19 protein-coding genes are annotated in these 19,874 nt (G+C 69.3%); 9 read left to right on the top strand and 10 right to left on the bottom strand.

Annotated features, from left to right (window positions below; genetic code table 11):
- Window positions 1-11: 11 nt before the first annotated feature.
- The 4 genes from ABZ717_RS20270 to recG form a co-directional block, all read right to left on the bottom strand.
- Complete coding sequence (locus tag ABZ717_RS20270) at window positions 12-560, bottom strand: DUF177 domain-containing protein (protein WP_358512832.1); 549 nt, start codon at window positions 558-560, stop codon at window positions 12-14.
- A gap of 210 nt (window positions 561-770) precedes the next feature.
- A complete protein-coding gene (gene coaD / locus ABZ717_RS20265) occupies window positions 771-1,259 on the bottom strand; it encodes a pantetheine-phosphate adenylyltransferase (RefSeq protein ID WP_358512830.1) in 489 nt (162 codons plus the stop codon).
- A gap of 139 nt (window positions 1,260-1,398) precedes the next feature.
- Window positions 1,399-1,965: a 16S rRNA (guanine(966)-N(2))-methyltransferase RsmD gene (gene rsmD, locus ABZ717_RS20260; protein WP_358512828.1), complete on the bottom strand. Its 567-nt coding sequence runs from the start codon at window positions 1,963-1,965 to the stop codon at window positions 1,399-1,401.
- Window positions 1,966-2,029: 64 nt separating this feature from the next.
- A complete protein-coding gene (gene recG / locus ABZ717_RS20255; RefSeq protein ID WP_358512826.1) occupies window positions 2,030-4,249 on the bottom strand; it encodes an ATP-dependent DNA helicase RecG in 2,220 nt (739 codons plus the stop codon).
- A gap of 414 nt (window positions 4,250-4,663) precedes the next feature.
- On the opposite strand from recG, the gene rpmB reads away from it, so the two are divergent.
- Entirely contained in the window at window positions 4,664-4,849 is a 186-nt protein-coding gene (rpmB, locus tag ABZ717_RS20250; RefSeq protein ID WP_013151263.1) for a 50S ribosomal protein L28, read from the top strand.
- A 108-nt stretch (window positions 4,850-4,957) separates the two neighbouring features.
- Here the strand turns inward: rpmB and ABZ717_RS20245 are convergent, their stop codons facing one another.
- Together ABZ717_RS20245 and ABZ717_RS20240 are read right to left on the bottom strand one after the other, a co-directional pair.
- Window positions 4,958-5,605: a cellulose binding domain-containing protein gene (locus ABZ717_RS20245; RefSeq protein ID WP_358512824.1), complete on the bottom strand. Its 648-nt coding sequence runs from the start codon at window positions 5,603-5,605 to the stop codon at window positions 4,958-4,960.
- A gap of 140 nt (window positions 5,606-5,745) precedes the next feature.
- Window positions 5,746-6,741 (bottom strand): thiamine-phosphate kinase, encoded by a 996-nt coding sequence (locus ABZ717_RS20240; RefSeq protein ID WP_358512822.1) that lies wholly within the window; start codon window positions 6,739-6,741, stop codon window positions 5,746-5,748.
- Between the two features lie 148 nt (window positions 6,742-6,889).
- On the opposite strand from ABZ717_RS20240, the gene ABZ717_RS20235 reads away from it, so the two are divergent.
- Entirely contained in the window at window positions 6,890-7,123 is a 234-nt protein-coding gene (locus ABZ717_RS20235; protein ID WP_358512820.1) for an Lrp/AsnC ligand binding domain-containing protein, read from the top strand.
- Between the two features lie 32 nt (window positions 7,124-7,155).
- A complete protein-coding gene (locus tag ABZ717_RS20230) occupies window positions 7,156-7,635 on the top strand; it encodes a DUF3515 domain-containing protein (RefSeq protein ID WP_358512818.1) in 480 nt (159 codons plus the stop codon).
- 91 nt (window positions 7,636-7,726) lie between these two features.
- On the opposite strand, the gene ABZ717_RS20225 is transcribed toward ABZ717_RS20230, so the two are convergent.
- Window positions 7,727-8,482 carry a DUF3105 domain-containing protein gene (locus tag ABZ717_RS20225; RefSeq protein ID WP_358512816.1) on the bottom strand — a complete coding sequence of 252 codons (756 nt, stop codon included), beginning with the start codon at window positions 8,480-8,482 and terminating at the stop codon, window positions 7,727-7,729.
- 90 nt (window positions 8,483-8,572) lie between these two features.
- Between ABZ717_RS20225 and ABZ717_RS20220 the strand changes: the two genes are divergently transcribed.
- The 6 genes from ABZ717_RS20220 (at window position 8,573) to ABZ717_RS20195 (ending at window position 16,586) form a co-directional block, all read left to right on the top strand.
- On the top strand, window positions 8,573-9,295 hold the full coding sequence (locus ABZ717_RS20220; protein ID WP_358512814.1) for a DUF305 domain-containing protein: 723 nt from the start codon (window positions 8,573-8,575) through the stop codon (window positions 9,293-9,295).
- 282 nt (window positions 9,296-9,577) lie between these two features.
- Window positions 9,578-11,023 (top strand): cytochrome ubiquinol oxidase subunit I, encoded by a 1,446-nt coding sequence (locus ABZ717_RS20215; RefSeq protein ID WP_358512812.1) that lies wholly within the window; start codon window positions 9,578-9,580, stop codon window positions 11,021-11,023.
- 13 nt (window positions 11,024-11,036) lie between these two features.
- Window positions 11,037-12,071 carry a cytochrome d ubiquinol oxidase subunit II gene (gene cydB / locus ABZ717_RS20210; protein WP_358512810.1) on the top strand — a complete coding sequence of 345 codons (1,035 nt, stop codon included), beginning with the start codon at window positions 11,037-11,039 and terminating at the stop codon, window positions 12,069-12,071.
- Window positions 12,072-12,276: 205 nt separating this feature from the next.
- A complete protein-coding gene (gene cydD / locus ABZ717_RS20205) occupies window positions 12,277-14,004 on the top strand; it encodes a thiol reductant ABC exporter subunit CydD (RefSeq protein WP_358512808.1) in 1,728 nt (575 codons plus the stop codon).
- The gene (cydC, locus tag ABZ717_RS20200; RefSeq protein WP_358512806.1) at window positions 14,001-15,773 is read left to right on the top strand and encodes a thiol reductant ABC exporter subunit CydC; all 1,773 of its coding nucleotides are present in this window, start codon (window positions 14,001-14,003) and stop codon (window positions 15,771-15,773) included. Before cydD ends, cydC begins: the two co-directional genes overlap by 4 nt.
- 9 nt (window positions 15,774-15,782) lie before the next feature.
- Window positions 15,783-16,586, top strand: a complete 804-nt coding sequence (locus ABZ717_RS20195) for an EI24 domain-containing protein (protein ID WP_358512804.1) — start codon at window positions 15,783-15,785, stop codon at window positions 16,584-16,586.
- A 67-nt stretch (window positions 16,587-16,653) separates the two neighbouring features.
- Here the strand turns inward: ABZ717_RS20195 and ABZ717_RS20190 are convergent, their stop codons facing one another.
- The 3 genes from ABZ717_RS20190 to ABZ717_RS20180 all read right to left on the bottom strand — a co-directional run bounded on the left by ABZ717_RS20190 (window position 16,654) and on the right by ABZ717_RS20180 (window position 19,867).
- A complete protein-coding gene (locus ABZ717_RS20190; protein WP_358512802.1) occupies window positions 16,654-17,214 on the bottom strand; it encodes a Uma2 family endonuclease in 561 nt (186 codons plus the stop codon).
- A gap of 250 nt (window positions 17,215-17,464) precedes the next feature.
- Window positions 17,465-18,589 carry a D-alanine--D-alanine ligase family protein gene (locus ABZ717_RS20185; RefSeq protein ID WP_358512800.1) on the bottom strand — a complete coding sequence of 375 codons (1,125 nt, stop codon included), beginning with the start codon at window positions 18,587-18,589 and terminating at the stop codon, window positions 17,465-17,467.
- 60 nt (window positions 18,590-18,649) lie between these two features.
- Window positions 18,650-19,867, bottom strand: a complete 1,218-nt coding sequence (locus tag ABZ717_RS20180) for an aminotransferase class I/II-fold pyridoxal phosphate-dependent enzyme (RefSeq protein ID WP_358512798.1) — start codon at window positions 19,865-19,867, stop codon at window positions 18,650-18,652.
- Window positions 19,868-19,874: the final 7 nt, after the last annotated feature.

Genomic DNA, 19,874 nt, shown 5'->3' with positions numbered 1-19,874 from the left:
GGTTCACGAGCTCATTGCTCGCCGGGGTCCTCCGTGATTCCACGGAGTGCGTCCCAACGCGGGTCGATGCCGTCGCCGTGCCCGTGATCGGGCCCGGCCTCGGCGAGCTTGACGCCACACTCGGAGCACAGACCGGGGCAGTCCGGGCCGCACAGCGGCGAGAGTGGGAGCGCGAGCACGACGGCGTCTCGGACCACCGGTTCGAGGTCGAGCAGGTCGCCCTCTAGATAGTAGTCCTCATCCTCGTCGCCCGAGTCCTCACCACCGGACGCGGTGACGTCGTCATCGTCCCCGGGGTAACGGAACATCTCCTGGAAGCGGGCTTCCAGCTCCTCGGACAGGGGTTCGAGGCAGCGGGAGCACTCGGCGGTCAGGTTGCCGCTGACGGTCCCGGTGACCAGGACCCCCTCCATGACGGCCTCCAAGCGCAGGTCCAGCTCGATCTCCTGCCCCTTGGGCACGCCGGCCATCGCCGTCTCGAACCCTTCGGTGAGGGTCACGATACGGTTGACGGTCCGCATCGACCCCGGCTGGCGGCCCAGCGGGCGGGTGTCGACCACGTACGGGCCACGGGCATCTAGACGAGACAGAGTGATCGCGCTTTCAAAAGAGGTTCCGAGGGCCGGGCACGAGCTCGCCGACGCCTGCGCGTCGGTCGTTCACGGTGGTGCTGACCGGCCTGAGCGCACGCCGAAGACCGGCGACGCCCATGGTCGAACCAGGATTCTACCTACCATGCCCCCGCGCACCCAAATCAGGGCCCGAAGATCCTACTCCGCGTGCTTCTCCTCGTACTTGTCCTTGAGTCGCCCCTGGACGTAGGGCGTGACCAGGCTGGAGACGTCACCGCGGTGCAGGGCGATCTCGCGGACCAGGCTGGACGACAGGAACGAGTACTGCGGGTTGGCCGTCATGAAGACGGTCTCCACACCGGAGAGCCGGTAGTTCATCTGCGCGATCTGCAACTCGTAGTCGAAGTCGCTGACCGAGCGCAGGCTGCGCACGATGGTCCCGATGTCGTTCTCGCGGCAGAAGTCGACGAGCATCCCGTCGAACTCGCTGACACGCACGTTGCCGAACTCGGACGTGCCCTCGCGAAGCATGTCGAGCTTCTCGGGGACGGCGAAGAGACCCCGCTTGTTGACGTTGTTCAGTACGGCGGCGATGACCTCGTCGTACTGTTTGGCGGCTCGACCGATGATGTCGATGTGACCGTAGGTGACCGGGTCGAAGGAACCCGGACAGACAGCTCTGCGCACGGTGGATCGCCCCTCTCCTGAACTACTCGCGGGTACCGCGATCGTAGGGGTTGGACTCCACGCCGATTAGGGCAACTCCCCCTTAGTGTCCACATTCACACGCAGTACGGACTCAGGGGACACGCTCCCTTGACCCCGCCTAACCGGTGGCGCGGGCGTACCAGAGGATGGCCTCGCCGTACTTTCGGCTGCGGTCGAGTTCGATGCCCTTGGGCCAGGTCGGTTCCGGGCTGCGCTTGGAGCGCTCCATCACCACGACCGTGTCCTCGGTCGACCAACCGTGGTCGACCAGGTCGGCGAGGACCCCGGCGATCTCCTCCTCGGTGACCGGGTAGGGCGGGTCGGCCACCACCAGGTCGTAGGGGGCTCCGGTGTTGCCGCGCGCCAGGACGCGTTCCACGCGATCCGCGGCCAGTTCGGCCCCGGGCAGCTTCAGCGTCGCGATGTTGCCGCGCACCACCTGCGCCGCCTTGCGGTCGGCCTCCACCATCAGGGCGTGGGACGCGCCGCGTGAGAGGGCCTCCAGGCCGATGGCGCCCGATCCGGCGTACAGGTCCATCACCCGGATCCCGTCGAGGGAGCCGAGGTCGGACTGGACGGAGGCGAACAACGCCTCGCGGGCACGGTCACTGGTGGGCCTGGTGGTGCGGCCGTCGGGGGCGTTGATGCGTCGACCGCCCGCCGCCCCGGCGATGATGCGGGTCATGGCCACCACGTTAGTGCGCTCACGGGATCGGGCGAGGGGCAGGGCTTCTCGGACGCCCGGAAGGTCAGGTCTTCTCCAGGTACTCGGCGCGCTCCTCCGGGAGCAGGGCGGTCAGGGCCTGGGCCAGGGGCGGGTGGTCGGCCAGGGACGGATCCTTCGCCACGTACCGGGTCGCCGCCTCTCGTGCCTGGCCGATGAGTTTCTCGTCGTAGACCAGGGTGAGCATGCGCAGGCTGGAACGGGCACCCGACTGGGCGTCGCCCAGGACGTCGCCTTCGCGGCGCATCTCCAGGTCGGCGCGGGACAGCTCGAATCCGTTGGTGGTGGACGCCACCGTGGCGAGTCGCTCGCGTGCGGGGGTGCCCTCCTCCGACTCGGTGACCAGCAGGCAGAGACCGGGCAGCCGTCCTCGACCGACCCGGCCGCGCAGCTGGTGCAGCTGGGAGACGCCGAAGCGGTCGGCGTCCATGATCGCCATGACAGTGGCGTTGGGCACGTCCACGCCCACCTCGATGACGGTGGTGGAGACCACCACGTCGGTCTCCCCCGCGTTCAGCCGGCGCATGACCGCGTCCTTGTCCTCGGGTGTCATCCGGCCGTGCAGGGCCTCCACCCGCACGTCCGCCAACGGCCCCTCCTTCAGACGGGCCAGGACGTCCAGCACGGCCAGCGGCGGGCGAGCGCCCTGGGGCGACTCCTCCGGTGGCGCGTCCACCTCGTCTCCGGTCTCGCCACCACCGGAACCGTCGGTGCCGTCGCCGATTCGGGGACACACCACGAACGCCTGCCGTCCCTGGCCGACCTCCTCCCGGATCCGTTCCCAGGCGCGGGTCAGGAAGTGGGGCTTCTCCGCGGCCGGGACCACGTGCGTGGAGACCGGGGCGCGCCCCTTGGGCAATTGGGTCAGCGCCACCACGTCCAGGTCCCCGTACACGGTCATCGCGACGGTACGCGGAATGGGTGTGGCGGTCATCACCAGAACGTGCGGGCGGCCGTCGACGGCCTTCTCCCGTAGGGCGTCGCGCTGCTCCACGCCGAAGCGGTGCTGCTCGTCCACCACCACCAGGCCCAGGTCGGCGAAGGACACGTGTTCCTGAAGCAGGGCGTGCGTGCCCACGACGATCCCGGCCGCGCCCGAGGCGGCGTCCAGCAACGCCTCCCGACGTGCGGCGGCGCCCATGGATCCGGTGAGCAGCGCCACCCTGGTGGCGTGTTCGGCGCCGTCGATCTGCCCCGCGCGGCCGAGCGCCCCGAGCATCGCGCCGATGGAGCGGTGGTGCTGTTGGGCGAGGACCTCGGTGGGGGCGAGCATCACGGCCTGGCCCCCCGAGTCCACGACCCGCAACATGGCGCGCAGGGCCACGAGGGTCTTGCCCGCGCCCACGTCGCCCTGCAGGAGGCAGTGCATGGGGTTGGTCGCCTCAAGTCGTTCGGCCAGGGCGTCACCGACCTCGCGCTGCCCGTCGGTGAGGGTGAAGGGGAGTCGAGCGTCGAACGCGTCGAGGATGCCGTCGCTCGCGCCGGGGCGGGGCTTGGCGGGCAGCTCCTCCGCCTTCTGCCGACGCTGGGCCAGGGCGATCTGCACCACGAACGCCTCATCCCACTTCAGCCTGCGTCGGGCGGGCTTGAGGTCGTCCATGTCCTTGGGCCGGTGGATCCGGGTCAGGGCGTCGTGCACGGCGAGCAGCCGCTGTTCGGAGCGCGGCTCCGGTGGGAGCGGGTCGGGGATGTCGACGGCGTAGTCCAGGGCCACGCCCACCGACCGGGCGATGGTCGCCGAGTCCAGCCCCTTGACCGCCGGATAGATCGGGATGACCTCGTCGGCGTAGGCCCGCGCCGCCTCCCCGTCCAGGCCGTCCTCGTCGAGCAGTACGTACTCGGGATGGTCGAGCTGTCGGCGTCCCTTGAACGTGGAGACCCTGCCGGAGAACATGGCCAGTCGCCCCGGGACCAGGGCGCCCTGGTGATAGGAACCCCGGTTGAAGAAGGTCAGGTGCAGGCGGCCGGTCCCGTCGGTGACGACGGCCTCCATCATGTCCAGGCGGCGGCGCCCCTGACGGGCCGGGATGGTCTTGCGCCGGGCGTCGAGCACCTTGGCCTGCACGGTCACGTCCTCGCCCTCGCGCAACAGGGCGAGGTCGGTCAGGTCACCGCGGCGGTCGTAGCGGCGCGGGTAATAACGCAGCAGGTCGCCGAGGGTGTGCAGGTCGAGTTTCTCGGCCAGTGCCTTGGCCGTCCTGCCACCGAGCGGTCCCTTGCGCAGCGGCTCGTCCCAGGTGCTCACTGTCGTCCCCGTCCTGGACTCGTGCGTCGATCCACCCGCCACGTTAGACCTCGGCTGTGACGGGTGGGACCCGATGTGGTCGGTCGCCCGTGTCGGAGGTGCCGCCCCGGGCCATCGGCGGTGGGCGAGCGGCACTCTCAACCGGGGTATACTCGTCAGAGTTCATCGCGTTTTCGCCATGCCTCTGTGGCTGATCTCGATGCTCCGGTGGTGGTGCTCCAGGCTTCGGCCGCACCTGTTCCACCGTTGCGCGAACGGGTGCCGTCCAGTGGTCCAGTTCCACTTTCGGGTAGCACCCTCGTGTACTCTTCCAAGGTTGGCGTCTTCGCCGACCTGTCCGCCCGACCTCTCCCGGTCGGATGAACCTTCGCGTGCGGCGACGTGCGCGATCCCGAGCGCTTGAATGGAGTTACCGTGGCTTCCGTCTGCGACGTCTGCGGCAAGGGACCAGGGTTCGGTAACAGTGTTTCCCACTCGCACCGTCGCACCCGCCGCCGCTGGAACCCCAACATCCAGACCGTTCGCACCCGCGTGGGCGGCACGCCCAAGCGTGTGAACGCATGCACCTCGTGCATCAAGGCCGGCAAGGTGACCCGCTAAGGGAACCCGCCCCTGTCTGTTTCATCGAAGGCCCTCCGGCTCCGGTCGGGGGGCCTTCGTCACGCCCGGATCCGTTCGTGTGCCTCGGGTCCGCGCGGAGTCGGTGGGTCAGAGTTGGCAGACGTGCCCGTTGAGCGAGCAACGGATCGGGCTCTGGGCGATCCCGACCGCGTCGAAGGTGAGCTCGGTCGACTCTCCCGGCTCCAGCGCCGCCTCGGCACCGGACCGACCGGCCAGGATGCCGTCGTCCAGGGGCTCCCAGTCGGCGTCTCGAACGTCGGTGACCTCGGCGCTCTCGAACGCCAACGCCAGTTCCCACGCGTTCAGCGTGCTGTTGGAGGTGTTGGTGACGGTGACCTGTCCGGTGAACCCCATGGAGGATGACTCCAGGATCCGGTAGACGACCGTGGTGGGTTCGGTCCCGGCCTGGGTCTGGGGCCCCGAGTCACCCTGTTCCGGGCTCGCCCCATCGGGTTCGGCGGAGGTCTCCTCGTCGGGTTCGGCCCCGTCCTGGGTCCCGGGCGCCTCGGTCGCGCCGGGAGCACCGCCGAACTGCAGGTAGATCTGGGTGGTGCTGTACCCGAACAGGAGCAGGCCGAGGATGACGCCGGAGACGACGAGGACGTTGAGCAGCCTCGGGGGTTCCACACGTTTGGGGACAGTGCTCTCGATAAGGCCGCCGAACCTCCGCAGGGGACCGGCGTTCTCCGGTTCGCTGCGGTGGGCTCCCCGGCGAGGACCACGCCGCCTAGCCATACCGCCTCATCAACCGCCTCTCGACGCTGCTCCGCTTCCCTGCCGTGACCCCCGGTCCGCCTTCCGACCGGCCGCCGGCCGATGCCGGTCGCGATGGCAAAGCCTAGCGTGATCGCCAAACAGGACAAATCCAATCGGGCTCACGCCCGACGGAAATGATCCCATCCCCCGCCCTCCATCACGTTCCCGTCCACGGTGACGGCGGGACCCGTGTCCTCCCCCGAGGGATCGCCGGTCGCCACGACGGTTCCCACCGGAGGCCAGTTCTCCGGAAGGTCGACCTCGGCGGGGAAGACAGCGGCCAACGAGTGGTCCTCCCCACCCATGAGCATCAGTCCACGGGCGGCCTCTTCGATCTTCCCCTTCGCGACACCGAGTACTCCCATGGCTTCGAGGAGCGCCGGATCAGGGCGCAGTGCCTTCGAGTCCAGATCGATACGCACCCCGCTGCGCGCGGCGATGTGCCCGAGGTCCTGTAGGAACCCATCGCTGACGTCGAGCATGGCGGTGGCGCCGAGTCGGGCCGCCTCCGATCCCGCCGAGTAGGGAGGGCTCGGCCTGCGGTGTTCGTCCAGGCAGGCCGCGGGGCCGTCGATCCCCCGTTCCAGCAGGGCCAGCCCCGCTGCGGACAGTCCCAGGTTCCCCGCGTAGGCGACCACGTCTCCTGGCCGGGCGCCGTCGCGTCGCACCGGCGCCCTCCCCTCCAGGTCCCCCAAGGCGGTGACCGCGATGGTCAGCACCTCCGAGCCCACCATGTCGCCGCCGACCACGGCTCCCCCGGCGAGCGCGCACTCGTCGCGCACGCCCGCGGTGAACTCCTCGGCCCACACGATCGGCAGGTCGGGCGGTGCGGCGAACCCGATGAGCATGCCGGTGGGACGCGCGCCCATGGCGACCACGTCCGCGTAGTTCTGCGCCACGGCGCGATGCCCGACGTCACGGGCGCTGGACCATTCTCGTTTGAAATGGCGGCCCTCGACCAGCAGATCCGTGGTCGCGACCGTACGCCCGTCGGGCGCGGCAACGATCGCGGCGTCATCGCCGGGTCCGAGGATTACATCGTCCGTCCCGGGGAATTGGCTCGTCACACGTGTGATCAGAGCGAACTCACCCAGGCCCCCAATGGTGCTCAACACGAAGATCAGGGTACGGTGACGCTCCGGTTCAGGGGCCCGGACCCGGTGGGCGGGCCTCGACGTCGGTCACCCGTTCGTCATCGGCTGCGCCCCGGTTCGGGCGATTTCCCTCTTGCAGCACACCAGCACGGTACGAAGGAGTAGACACATGGTGCAGGCGTACATCCTGGTTCAGACCGAGGTCGGGCAGGCCGCCGAGGTCGCGGAGCGCATCCGGGCGATCGACGGGGTCGAGAAGGCGAACGACGTCACGGGTCCCTACGATGTGATCGTTCAGGCCGAGGCCGGCGACATCGACGCCCTGGGCACCCTCGTGGTCGCCCGCATTCAACGACTCGATGGCATCGCCCGTACCCTGACGTGTCCCATCGTCAACATCTGAGTGTCGACCGCGTCGACGGATCGAGGTTACTCGTGCTGAAACGGTCCTTGGGGGCGGCCGGTGCCGTCGTCCTGCTGACTGCCGGCTGTGGACAGACCGTGCAGATGCAGCCCTTCGAAGCACAGGTGAACACCGAAGAACCCTGCGCCGCCCTCGTCGCGGACCTTCCGGACACCCTCCTCGACGCCGACCGCGCCACGGTCCGCCCCGAGTCGGACGTGATGGCCGCCTGGGGTGACCCGCCCATCGGTCTTCGCTGCGGTGTTCCCCGCCCCTCCAGCCTCGGAATGGACTCCACCCTGACCGTGGTCGGTGACGAGGACGCGGGTGAGGAGACCGTGTCCTGGCTGCCGCTGACGGGGAACGCCTCGGTCGTGTACGTCTCGGTCCATCGAGAGGCCTACGTGGAGTTGAGCGTCCCGAGCGCCCACGGCAACCCCGCCGCCGCGCTGTCCCAGGTGAGCGAGCTGATCAAGCAACACTTGGAGGAGCGCTCCGACAGCGGCGTGTGATCCTCGACGCCTCGGGGCGCGGACGGCGGTGGATCGCCGTCCGCGCCCCGTTCGTGTGCCACCTCGCCGAGGTCCGGGGTGAGGTCCGTGACTACTCGGACTCCTCTTCGGAGCCTTCGTCGCCGGTGTTGTCCTCGTTGTCGGGGTCCGCCCCCTCCTCGTCGCTGTCGGCGCCCTCGATGGCCTCGGCCTGCTCGCCCTGCGCGGCGATCTGCTCCTCGACCTCGGCGGCGCTCTCGGCGATACCGCCCGAGCAGGCGGCGCCCGGCTCGGGAACGTCCGTGCCGCGCTCGTACAGCTGCACGTAGCGACTCAGGTTCTCGTCGTCGACGGAGTCCACGGCGATCTGGCGTTCCCAACTGGAGGCCACGATCGGGGCTTCCATCTCACCCTCGTAGGGGGTGACCAGGACGTAGTCGCCCGGGTTGTAGAAGCTCTCCAGAGCGTCCACCTCCTCCTGGGCCAGCTCCGGGTCGTAGTTGATCCACACGGCGCCGTGCTCCAGGGCGTGGACACCGAACTCCGGGGTGATCGGGTCGGGGTAGACCCCACAGTTCTGCCACTGCGGCCAGTGCTGACCGCCGACCGGCGGGGACTGCTCGTAGTCCACCCGCTCACCGACGGACACGTGGCTGTAGTCGTCGATCGTGTACTCCGCGACGCCCTCGATATTGTGGCTGCGCAGCTCCATGAAGATGGCCGTGCCCAGTAGACCCAGGACCGCGGCTCCGGCCACGGAGACACCCGTGATCTTGAGGGCCTTGGCGCGCCGCTCCTTCTTGCGCTGCTCCTCACGCAACGCGGCCGCTCTGGCGCGGCGCTCCTCCGCCTTCGACTTCTTGGCCACTGGGACTCCTGGGGATGCGAGTGGTCGGACAGAACTTTCCTATCCTCTACTTTGTCAGCAGAGTTGGGCGATTTGACCAAGGTGATTTGAATGGGGCGATTGTCCGGACCCGCCTCCGGCGACGGCGGCGACACCGAGACGGACGGGCACGAGGACGACGGCCCCTTGCCCGAGGGGTTCTCCCGCGCGTCCGGACGCACCGGGTCCACGTCTTCGAAACAACGGTCCGTTCCGCTGTGGACGTCCGTGATCTTGGTCGCGTTGGCGCTGGTCGCGGGCTTCTTCCTGGGGCGTCCCTCCTACCCGTTGGACACCGGGGCCGACGCCGGGTTCCTGCGCGACATGAGTTCGCACCACGCTCAGGCCGTGGACATGTCGATGCTCGTCCTCGACGAGACCGAGGACGTGGAGCTGCACACCGTGGCCATGGACATGGCCCGGACCCAGCAGGCGCAGATCGGCATCATGCAGGGCTGGTTGTCTGCGTGGGGGTTGACCGCGCGCGCGTCCGAGCCGCCGATGACCTGGATGGAGGGCCACGACCACGGCGGAGGCGAGGGCGAGGTGCCCGAGGCCATGCCGGGGTTGGCCACCGACGAGCAGATGGTGGAGCTGGAGGAGGCCGAGGGCGAAGAGGCCGAGGTCATGTTCTTGAACCTGATGATCGCCCATCACCTGGGCGGCATCGAGATGGCCGAGGCCGAGGTGGAGCTGGGCGGCGAGGACCTCGTCGTCCAGCTCGCACAGGGCATGGTCGACGCCCAGACGGTCGAGGTGGAGAACATGGAGAGAATGCTGGAGCGGTACGAGTGACACCTCCTCGGTGAGCGTGGTCGAGCACACCGGAGGCCACAGGGCCCCGTTTCCCGCCCCGTCCCCTCACACCATCGATGAACCGTCCGAACACCCTCGAAACCGAAGACCATGACCCGGCGGAGCGCCCTCGACCCGAGGGCGCTCCGCCGTTTCTCGGGTGCTCCGACCGAGGTGATCACCGTCACGAGCCACGTTTCACAGGGGGCCTCCGTCATTACGACAGCGAGTAGCACTACAGTTTGTAGTACTACCGGCGGTCGGTATATGTGAGAGGCGTACATGGAAGCTCTAGACCTGGCGCGATGGCAGTTCGGGGTCACCACGATCTACCACTTCCTGTTCGTGCCCCTGACCATCGGGCTGTCGTTCATCGTGGCCGTACTCCAGACGTTCTGGTACAAGACCGGACGTCACGAGTACCTCCAGGCGACGCAGTTCTTCGGCAAGTTGTTCCTGATCAACTTCGCCATGGGTGTGGTCACCGGGATCGTGCAGGAGTTCCAGTTCGGCATGAACTGGAGCGAGTACTCCCGCTTCGTCGGCGACGTCTTCGGCGCTCCCCTGGCGATGGAGGCGCTCCTGGCCTTCTTCCTGGAGTCCACCTTCATCGGACTGTGGATCTTCGGCTGGCACCGGCTCCCGCGCGGGATCCACCTGGCCTGCATCTGGTTGGTCGCCATCGGGACCAACCTGTCGGCCTACTTCATCCTGGCCGCCAACGCCTGGATGCGCCGTCCCGTCGGCTTCGAGGTGAACCCCGAGAACGGCCGCGCCGAACTCAACGACATCTGGGCCGTGATCAGCAACGACCAGGCCTGGTCCACCTACCTGCACACCGTCTCGGCGGCCTTCATCACCGCCGGACTGTTCGTGGTGGCGGTCAGCGCCTTCAAGCTCTGGCGCAACATCAAGCACGATGACACCGGCGAAGTCGGTGTCACACCGCCCAAGCGGGACCTCGCGCTGTTCCGGTCCACCCTGAAGGTCGGTCTGGTCTTCACCCTCCTCGCCGGAGCGCTCACCATCTTCTCCGGCGACCACCAGGCCAAGCTCGCCGCCGAGTACGAACCCATGAAGATCGCCGCCGCGGAGGCCCTTTGGGACACCGAGGAAGGTGCCGCGTTCTCCACCTTCGCGGTCGGCGACACCGAGGCCCGCTACAACCCGATCGACGTCACCGTCCCCAACGTCCTCAGCTTCCTGGCCACCGGGCACTTCGACGGCGAGGTCCACGGCATGAACGACCTCCAGGAGGCCTACGAGGAGTTCTACGGGCCGGGTGACTACATCCCCAACGTGTTCGTCGTCTACTGGTCCTTCCGCCTCATGATCGGCCTGGGCCTGTTCGGTGTGGCGGTGGCGGCCCTGGGGCTGTGGCTCACCCGTGGACGGGAACGTGTGCCCCGGACCAAGTGGTTCTACCTCGCCGGCGTCATCGCGCTGCCCGCCGCCCTGCTCGCCAACATCTTCGGCTGGGTGCTCACCGAGATGGGCCGCCAGCCCTGGACCGTGCACGGCGAACTCCTGACCGCGAACAGTGTCTCGCCGGGGGTGAGCCTGGGAACCGTCGCGATGAGCCTGGGCATCTTCACCGCCGTCTACGGATTCCTCTTCGTGGTGGAGGTCGGACTGCTCTGGAAGTACGTCAAGAAGGGCCCCTCCCACCTCGTTCCCGACCTGGAGAACGACGAGGACGAGTCCCAGATCCCGCACTTCAGCTACTAGGAGCAGCAAGACCATGGAACTGGCCGTCATCTGGTTCATCGCCATCGCCATCCTGTGGATCGGCTACTTCGTCCTGGAGGGGTTCGACTTCGGGGTGGGCGCCCTGCTGCCCTTCATGGGCGAGCGCAACTCCGTCGACCGCCGGGTCGCCATCAACTCGATCGGCCCGGTCTGGGACGGCAACGAGGTGTGGGTGATCACCGCGGGCGGCGCCATGTTCGCCGCGTTCCCCGCCTGGTACGCGTCCCTGTTCAGCGGGTTCTACGTGCCGCTGTTCCTCATCCTCATCGCGCTGATCCTGCGCGGTGTGGCCTTCGAGTACCGGGGCAAGCGCGATGACCCGCGCTGGCAGGACTGGTGGGACCGGGCGATCTTCTTCGGCAGCGTCGTCCCCGCGTTCCTGTGGGGCGTGGCCTTCGCCAACATCGTGCGCGGTGTGGCCATGGACGCCGACCAGATCGTCACCGCGTCCCTGCTCGACCTGCTCAACCCGTACGCCCTGTTGGGCGGGTTGACGACCCTGTCGCTGTTCATCCTGCACGGTGCCGTCTTCCTGACCCTCAAGACCGACGGTCCGGTCCGGATCCGCGCCCGACGGGCCGCGATGTACTCCGCCTGCGTCGCCCTTCCCGTCGGGGCGGGCTTCCTGCTGTGGACGCAGTTCTCGTACGGGAAGCCGTGGACCCTGCCGCTGGTCCTGATCTCCGCGGTGGCCCTGGTGATCGGTGTCGCGGCGGCCTACCGCCGCATGGAGGGGTGGTCCTTCGTGGCCACCGCCGTCACCATCCTGACCGCGGTGACGGCACTGTTCGGGTCGCTGTTCCCGAACGTGCTGCCCTCCACCACCGACCCGGCGTTCAGCCTGACCGTCACCAACGCCTCCTCCGCCGACTACACGCTGACCGTCATGTCGTGGGTGGCGTTGATCGCCCTACCGGTGGTCATCGGCTACCAGTCCTGGAGCTACTGGGTTTTCCGCAAGCGGGTCACCGGCGAGCAGATCACCCCGGCGTCGGTCGGCGGAGGTGGATTCGAGAAGGTCACCTAGTCGCGGCCCATCGACCACCCGACCATCCGACCGAAACCCACCGACGCCCGTACCCCCCGCCCCCGTATCGCCCCGGGGGCGGGGGGTACGGCGTCGCTCGGCCTCCGCCCGGCGATACTGGGTCCACACCGTGCCCGTCCCGCCTCGCCACCCACGGTCCCGCCCACCCGGGACCGCCACGACGATCACACGAGGTCCTCCGCGCATGAAACCGCTCGATCCGCGCCTGGTCCGCACCGCGAGCGCGGTCCGCGTCCACCTGGCCGTCACCGTCGTCAGCGGCGTGTTGATCACCGGCCTGATCCTCGTCCAGGCCTGGCTGCTGTCCCGAGTCATCACCGGGGCCTGGGCCGGAGACGGCATGGACGTCCTCGGCCCCCTGATCGCCCTGGTCGCCGCCGTCGCCCTGACCCGCGCCCTGTTGTCCTACCTCGCCGAGACCTCCGCGCTGCACAGCGCCGCCCGCACCAAGTCACAACTGCGGCGCAGACTCATCGCGCACGTGACCGGATCCGGCAAGGTGTGGCTGGCCGAAGGCGGCGACGGGCAGGACGGATCGCCCAAGGCCGGTGAACTCGTCACCCTCGCCACCCGCGGCCTGGACGCGCTCGACGAGTACTTCGCGCGCTACCTGCCCCAGTTGGTGCTGTCGGCGATCGTGCCGCTCGCCGTGCTCTCCGTGGTGTTCTGGGCCGACTGGATCTCCGGGATCGTCATCCTGGTGACATTGCCGCTCATCCCCATCTTCATGGCGTTGATCGGCATGCACACCCAACAGCGCACCGACCGACAGTGGAGGCTGCTGAGCCGGTTGGGCGGCCACTTCCTCGACGTCGTGGAGGGCCTGCCGACCCTGGCGATCTTCCGTCGCGCCAAGGCCCAGGCCGCCATCATCCGCGAGGTCGGTGAGGACCACCGCAAGGCCACCATGGGCACGCTGCGGATCGCGTTCCTGTCCGCGTTCGCCCTCGAACTGCTCGCCACCCTCGCCGTGGCCCTGGTCGCCGTCGAGGTCGGGCTGCGGTTGTTGGGCGGCCACATGGACTACCAGACGGCCCTTCTCGTGCTGATCCTGGCACCCGAGGCGTACCTGCCGCTGCGCGAGGTGGGTGCCCGCTTCCACGCGAGCATGGAGGGGGTCGCCGCGGCCGACCAGGTGTTCACCGAACTCGACCGCCGCCGCGACGACGGAGCCGAGCGCCCCTCGCCCGCACCGACCGGGCGTCCCTCCCCCACCACCGACGGCGACCTGCGACTGAGCGGGGTCGGGTTGCGCTACCCCGGTCGGGACACACCCGCCCTGTCAGACCTGGACCTGACCCTCGAAGCCGGTGAACACCTGCTGCTCACCGGCCCCAGCGGTTCGGGCAAGACCACCCTGCTGTCCCTGCTGCTGCGCCTACGCGAACCCACCGAGGGCCGGATCGAGGTTCGTGCCCCCGACGGTGATTGGACGCCGCTGTGGGACGTGCCCGTCGAGGACTGGCGCGCCGGCATCGCCTGGGTGCCCCAGCACCCCTACCTGTTCGACGTGTCGGTGGCCGACAACATCCGGCTCGGCGCCCCCGACGCCGACCTCGACCGGGTCCGGGAGGCCGCGCGGCTGGCCGAGGCCGACGGGTTCGTCCAGGCCCTGCCCGACGGCTACGAAACCCGGCTCGGCGAACGCGGCGCCCGCCTGTCCGCGGGACAGCGCCAACGCATCGCCCTGGCCCGCGCCCTGTGCCGTGACGCCCCGTTGGTCCTGCTGGACGAGCCCACCGCCCACCTGGACCCGGAGAACGCCACGGCCGTGCGTACCGCCGTGGCCCGCCTCCTGGAGGGACGCACCGCCGTGATCGTCGCGCACGACACCGGTTGGGCCGAGTCCGTCTCCGGCGACCGCCTGCGCACCGCCCACCTGCCGCTGCTCACCGAGAGGGTGTCCCGATGAGTGCCCCCGTCACCGGCCGTGACGTCGGCTCCGAGGCCGAGCGCGAGCGTCGCAAGGACCCGCTGCGCCGAATGATCGCGCTGGCCCGCCCGCGCAGCGCCCGCTTCGCCCTCGGTGTGCTGCTGGGCGGTGCCGCCACCGGTTCGGGTGTCGCGCTGCTGGGCGTGGCCGCGTGGATGCTGGCCACCGCCGCGAACCACCCCTCCATCACCGCGTTGAGCGTGGCCGTGGTCGCCACCCGCGCCTTGGGCGTGAGCAAGGGCGTGACCCGCTACCTGGAGCGTCTGGTCACCCATGACGCCGCGTTCCGCGTCCTGGCCCGGGTGCGGGTGCGGGTGTACGAACGACTGGCCCGAACCGAGCCGTTCGGCCGGTTCCGCTCCGGCGACCTGGTGTCCCGCCTGGTCAACGACACCGAGGCGACCCTCGACCTGTTGGTGCGCGGGCTCACCCCGCCGCTGGTGTCGGTCGTGACCGGTGGTGCCACGGTGCTGGTCCTGACCGCGGTGTACGCGCCGGGCGGTCTGCTGCTCGCGGCGGGTCTGTCGCTCGCCGGGCTCGCCGTCCCACTGATGGCCGCCGCGCTGAACCGCAAGCCCGGGCTACGCGAGGCCGAGGCGCGTGGAACCCTGTCCACCGCCCTGGTCGACACCCTCCAAGGCGCCCCGGACCTGGTGGCCTACGGAGCGATGGACCGCCACGTGGCCCGGGTGAACGAAGCCGACGCCGAACTCACCCGGGTGGCCCGCCGCGACGCCGCCACCCTGGGGTTGAGCGAGGGCGTCAACGCCCTGATCACCGGACTGACGGTGTGGGGCGCCCTCTTCCTGGGGGTGCTGGCCGTGGAGGAGGGCACCATCGGCCCCACCGCCCTGGCCGTGCTGGTGCTGACCACTCTCGCCGCCTTCGAGATCGTCGCGCCGTTGCCCGCCGTGGCCTCCCGCCTGGGGGCGATCCGGGCGAGCGGTGTCCGCCTGTTCGGTGTGCTGGACACCCCCGCCGCCATCGCGCCGCCCACCCAGGAGGGGCTGGAGATCGACCCGGACGCCGACGCCCCCGTCCACATCCGCGACCTGCGGGTTCGGTACGGTCCCGAGGAACCGTGGGCCTTGGACGGGGTGGACCTGGAGATCCCCGCCGGGGCGACCGTGGCCGTGATCGGGCCGAGCGGCGCGGGCAAGAGCACGCTGGCGTCGGTACTGCTGCGGTTGCGCGACCCCGACGAGGGCCGAGTGGAGATCGGTGGCACCGACATCACCGCCTACCCCGCCGACGAGGTGCGCCGTGTGGTCTCCGGGGTGCCGGAGGACCCGCACGTGTTCGGGTCGACCCTGCGGGAGAACCTACGTCTGGCCAAGCCCGGCGCCGAGGACGACGAACTCTGGGCCGCGCTGCGCGGCGCACGCCTGGCCCACGACGTCGAGGCGATGCCCCAGGGGTTGGACACCCAGGTGGGATCGCACGGTCTGGGACTGAGCGGCGGAATGGTGCAGCGGCTGGCCCTGGCGCGCGCGGTGTTGGCCGCGCCCCGGGTCCTGGTGCTGGACGAACCCACCGCGCACCTGGACCCCGACACCCGTGACGCCGTGGTGGCGGACCTGCTCGCCGCGGCCGAGGGGTTCTCCACCCTGCTCATCACCCACGACCTCACCGGGCTGGACCGGGTGGATCGGATCTACGTGGTCCGCGACGGCCGTGTGCTGCAGTCGGGCACCCACACCCGGCTGCTGGAGGAGGACGGATGGTACAGGCGGGTGCACGAGCGCTAGTGTTCGCCTGTGAATCCCATAAGTGAGGCCCTCTCCGGGGTCGGCACCCTGTTCCGCGGTCTGGCCATCGTCGTGCGCAGACCCCGCCTGTTCCTCCTCGGCGCCCTACCGGCGCTGATCACGTCGCTGCTGTTCCTGGCGGCGTTGGTCACCCTGATCCTCAACATGGAGGATCTGGTCGCCTGGGCCACCCCCTTCGCCGCCGGCTGGGACTCCCCCTGGCGGGGGCTGGTGCGCGGCTCCCTGGCGCTGGGGCTGCTGGTCGGTTCGATCCTGGTGATGGTGGTGGCCTTCACCACGGTGACCCTGACCCTGGGCGCCCCGATCTACGACAAGATCGCCGAGATGGTCGAGGAGGAGATGGGCGGGGCACCCGAGGCCTTCGAAGAACCCCTGATCGCCTCGATCATCCGCGCCACCCGCCAGGCGGTGGTCCTGGTACTGGTCTCCCTGGTCGTGACGCTCTGCGCGTTCCTGCTCGGGCTGATCCCCGTGGTGGGTTGGGTCCTGGGGCCGGCGCTGACCGCCGTGATGGGCGGCTGGCTGCTCTGTATCGAGCTCGTCGCCAGCGCCTTCGACCGCCGAGGGCTGCTGCGGCTCCGGGACCGCAGGCAACACATGGGCCGGCGCCGCTGGCGGGTTCTGGGCTTCTCGCTCCCCACGTACTTCCTGCTGGCGGTGCCGTTCGTGGCGGTGGTGGTGTTCCCGGCCGCGACCGCCGGCGGAACCATCCTCGCCCGCGAACTCCTTCCCGAACAGCCCGAGTCCCCGCAGACGCCGGTTCCGCAGGTCCCCCCGACGACCACCGCCTGAAACACGCCACGAAAGGGGGCGGGCGACCACGTGGTCGCCCGCCCCTTCGACACACCCTTGTTCTCGCTCAGGTATCGGAGAGCAGCAGATCAGCCGCGTCCAGTTTCAGGTCGAACGGCTTCGGGAAGCGAACCGATCCGTTCTTTTGAGTTCGAGTCACTTCCTGGTGCTCCGATCCCTCCGGTTCTTGGAACAGAGCGACCTCCTCCCGTACCGGATCGATCACCAGGTACAAGGGGACCCCGGCCTGCGCATACCCCTTCGCCTTGTCGATCCAGTCAGCGTGCCTACTGCTCGGAGAGACGACCTCCACGACCAGCTCGACCTCCTCGGCAGGACGTGTCCATTCCGGACCATCCCACCCCTCCCCCCTCGCCAGAGGGATCGGCATGACGACCAGGTCGGGAACATATCGGTCACCCGTCTTGGCGATCTCCAGAGTGATCATCTGCATCGCCCGTAGACCCTGGTCCTTGAGACCGACTTCTAGTAGCGACTCGTGTACCTCGGTGAGAATGTCGGCATGTCTGACCGTGGGCGTAGGCGACACGATGATGCTCCCGTTGATGATCTCCGTGCGGTAACCATCCGGGAGTTCGATGCTTTCGGCCAGTGCGTGGAGGTCCATCTCAGACTTCTCCGTCCGCTCCTGCACAGCACACGTCATGGGCGGCTCCCTGCGGTATCCAGAACGTTTCCGAGCGTAGCGAGAGCACTCTGCCAGCGTACGCGCTTTCTCGAAGGATCCCCAGGAATTCGACGTGCGGGCGGCGCGAAGTGGAAGAAGTTCGAGGCTCCCCCGAATTCGAGGGGACCACACGCCACAGGCCCGGCGCCACTGTGGACGGCCGGGCCTGTGGACAACGTCTGGAAGGGCTCTATCGCAGACCGGGGTCGCGGCGCAGGGCGGTGGTGATCATGCGCTCCACCAGGGTCGCGTAGTCCACGCCGGTGGCCTCCCACATCTTCGGGAAGGCCGACGCCAGGGTGAAGCCGGGCATGGTGTTGAGCTCGTTGACGAGGACTTCGCCGTCCTCGGTGTAGAAGAAGTCCACCCGGGCCAGACCCTCGCAGCCCATGGCCTCGAACACGTCGACGGCCATCTGGCGCAGACGTGCCGTGGCCTCCTCCGGGATCCGGGCCGGGATGGTCAGGCTGGAGGTGGACAGGTACTTGGCCTCGAAGTCGTAGAAGTCGAAGCCGTCGGCCACGTGCACCTCGGCGGGGAACGACACGTCGGCGATGCCGCCGTCCTCGGACTCCAGCACCCCGCACTCGATCTCCCGGCCGATGACCTGGGCCTCGACGAGCACCTTGGGATCGTGCTCACGGGCGGCCTCGACGGCGGCCACGACCGCGTCGGTGTCGGAGGAGTCCCGCACCCGGCTGATCCCGACGCTGCTGCCGGCACGGGCCGGCTTGACGAACACCGTCGTGCCCAACTCGGCGACGTCGTCCAGGACCTTCTTGCGCTCGTTGCGCCAGGTGCGTTCGGTGATGGCGACGAACGGGCTGGTGGGGATGCCGTTGCCGACCAGCAACGCCTTCATGAACACCTTGTCCATGGCGGCGGCGCTGGAGAACACCCCGGCGCCCGCGTAGCGCACGCCCATCATCTCGAACAGGCCTTGGATGGTGCCGTCCTCGCCGAAAGGACCGTGCAGCAGCGGCAGCACGACGTCGACCTCGGCCAGGCGCTGCGTGCCCTGGTCCGGGGAGACGGTCATGAGCCGGCCCGGGCCGTCGAACGGCAGCGCCAGTTCGGTGCCCTCCTCGGAGACCGACGGCAGCGTCTTGGTCACCGCGTCGATGCGCAGGGCCTCGGGGTCGCCCGAGGTCAGGACCCAGTTGCCGGACGGGGTGATCCCGACCGGGACGATCTCGTAGCGATCGGGATCGATGACGGACATGACGCTGCCCGCGGTGACGCAGGAGATCTCGTGCTCGGAACTACGACCGCCGAAGACGACGGCGACCCGAATCTTGCGCTGCTCGGACGACATGCTGACAGACCTTATCTCGCCTAACGATGGAACCGGAACGAGTGGAATTCGTCCCGTGTGTCACTTTCCCCCGTCGAGCGCCGTCAAGGCGTCGTCGATGAGGTCCTGGGGGTCCTCCAGGCCGATGGAGAACCGTACCGCGCCCGGTGAGACGCCCGCCGCCGCCAGTTCGGCCGCGCTCATCAACCGGTGCGAGGTCGAGCCCACATGCCCGACCAGGGTGTGGGTGCCGCCCAGGGACGCGGCGATCGTGGCCAGCCGCAGGCGGTCGACGAAGGCCATGCCGTCGTCGCGTCCGCCCTTGAGGTGCACGGTGACCACGGCGCCGTAACGGCCCGCGTCGAACAGCTTGTCCGCGAGGTCGTGCTGGGGGTGCGCGGCCAGTGACGGGTGGTCGACCCGCTCCACGGCCGGGTGGTCCTCCAGCGCGGCGGCGAACGCCGCGGCGGTCTCGCACTGGCGCTGTACGCGCAGCGGCAGGGTCTCCAGACCGCGGTGCAGCAGGTACGCCTCGTCCGGGGCCAGGCACGGGCCCAGGTCGACGCGGGCCGCGCGGATCCGCTCGATCAGCGAGGGCGAGGCCACGGCCACACCACCGGTGGTGTCGCTGTGTCCGCCCAGGTACTTGGTGGCCGAGTGCACCACCACGTCCGCGCCGAACTCCAGGGGACGGCAGATCGCCGGGGAAGCGAACGTGGAGTCCACCACCAGCGCGGCGCCCGCCGAACGGCAGATCCGCCCCAGTTCCGGCAGGTCGGAGACGGTCATGGTGGGGTTGGACAGCGTCTCGGTGAACACCATCCGCGTGTCCGGGGTGATCGCCGCCCGCACCGAGTCCAGGTCGGTGATGTCCACGAAGTCGGTGCGCACGCCGAACCGACGCATCATCCGGTCCAGCAGCGAGTAGGTGTTGCCGTAGATCGAGCGGGACGCCACCACGTGCGCCCCCGCCTCGGTCAGGGCCAGGAACACGGTGCTGATCGCCGCCATGCCGGAGGCGAACGCCTGGCCGCGCACCCGGTCGGGGAGCCCCACGCCCTCCAGCGCGGCCACGGCCTCGGCGAAGGCGTCCGCGGTGGGGCTGTCGATGCGCGCGTAGGAGTAGCCGTCGGTCCTGCCGTCCAGCACGTCGGCGAACCCCTGCGAGGTGTCGAACGCGTACGTGGTGGCGCGGTGGACCGGCATCCGCATCGGTCGTTGGTCGGGGGCGGAGGACTCCGGAAGGGAGACCGCCCTGGTGTGCTCGCCCGCGTTCCCGGATCCGGGTGTGTGTGACATCGTGCTC

It is taken from the genome of Nocardiopsis sp. NPDC006832 (assembly GCF_040635885.1).
In the GTDB taxonomy this organism is placed as follows: Bacteria; Actinomycetota; Actinomycetes; order Streptosporangiales; family Streptosporangiaceae; genus Nocardiopsis.
Note: the sequence above shows the minus strand (reverse complement) of the source record. Positions and strands in the feature narration are given on the sequence as shown.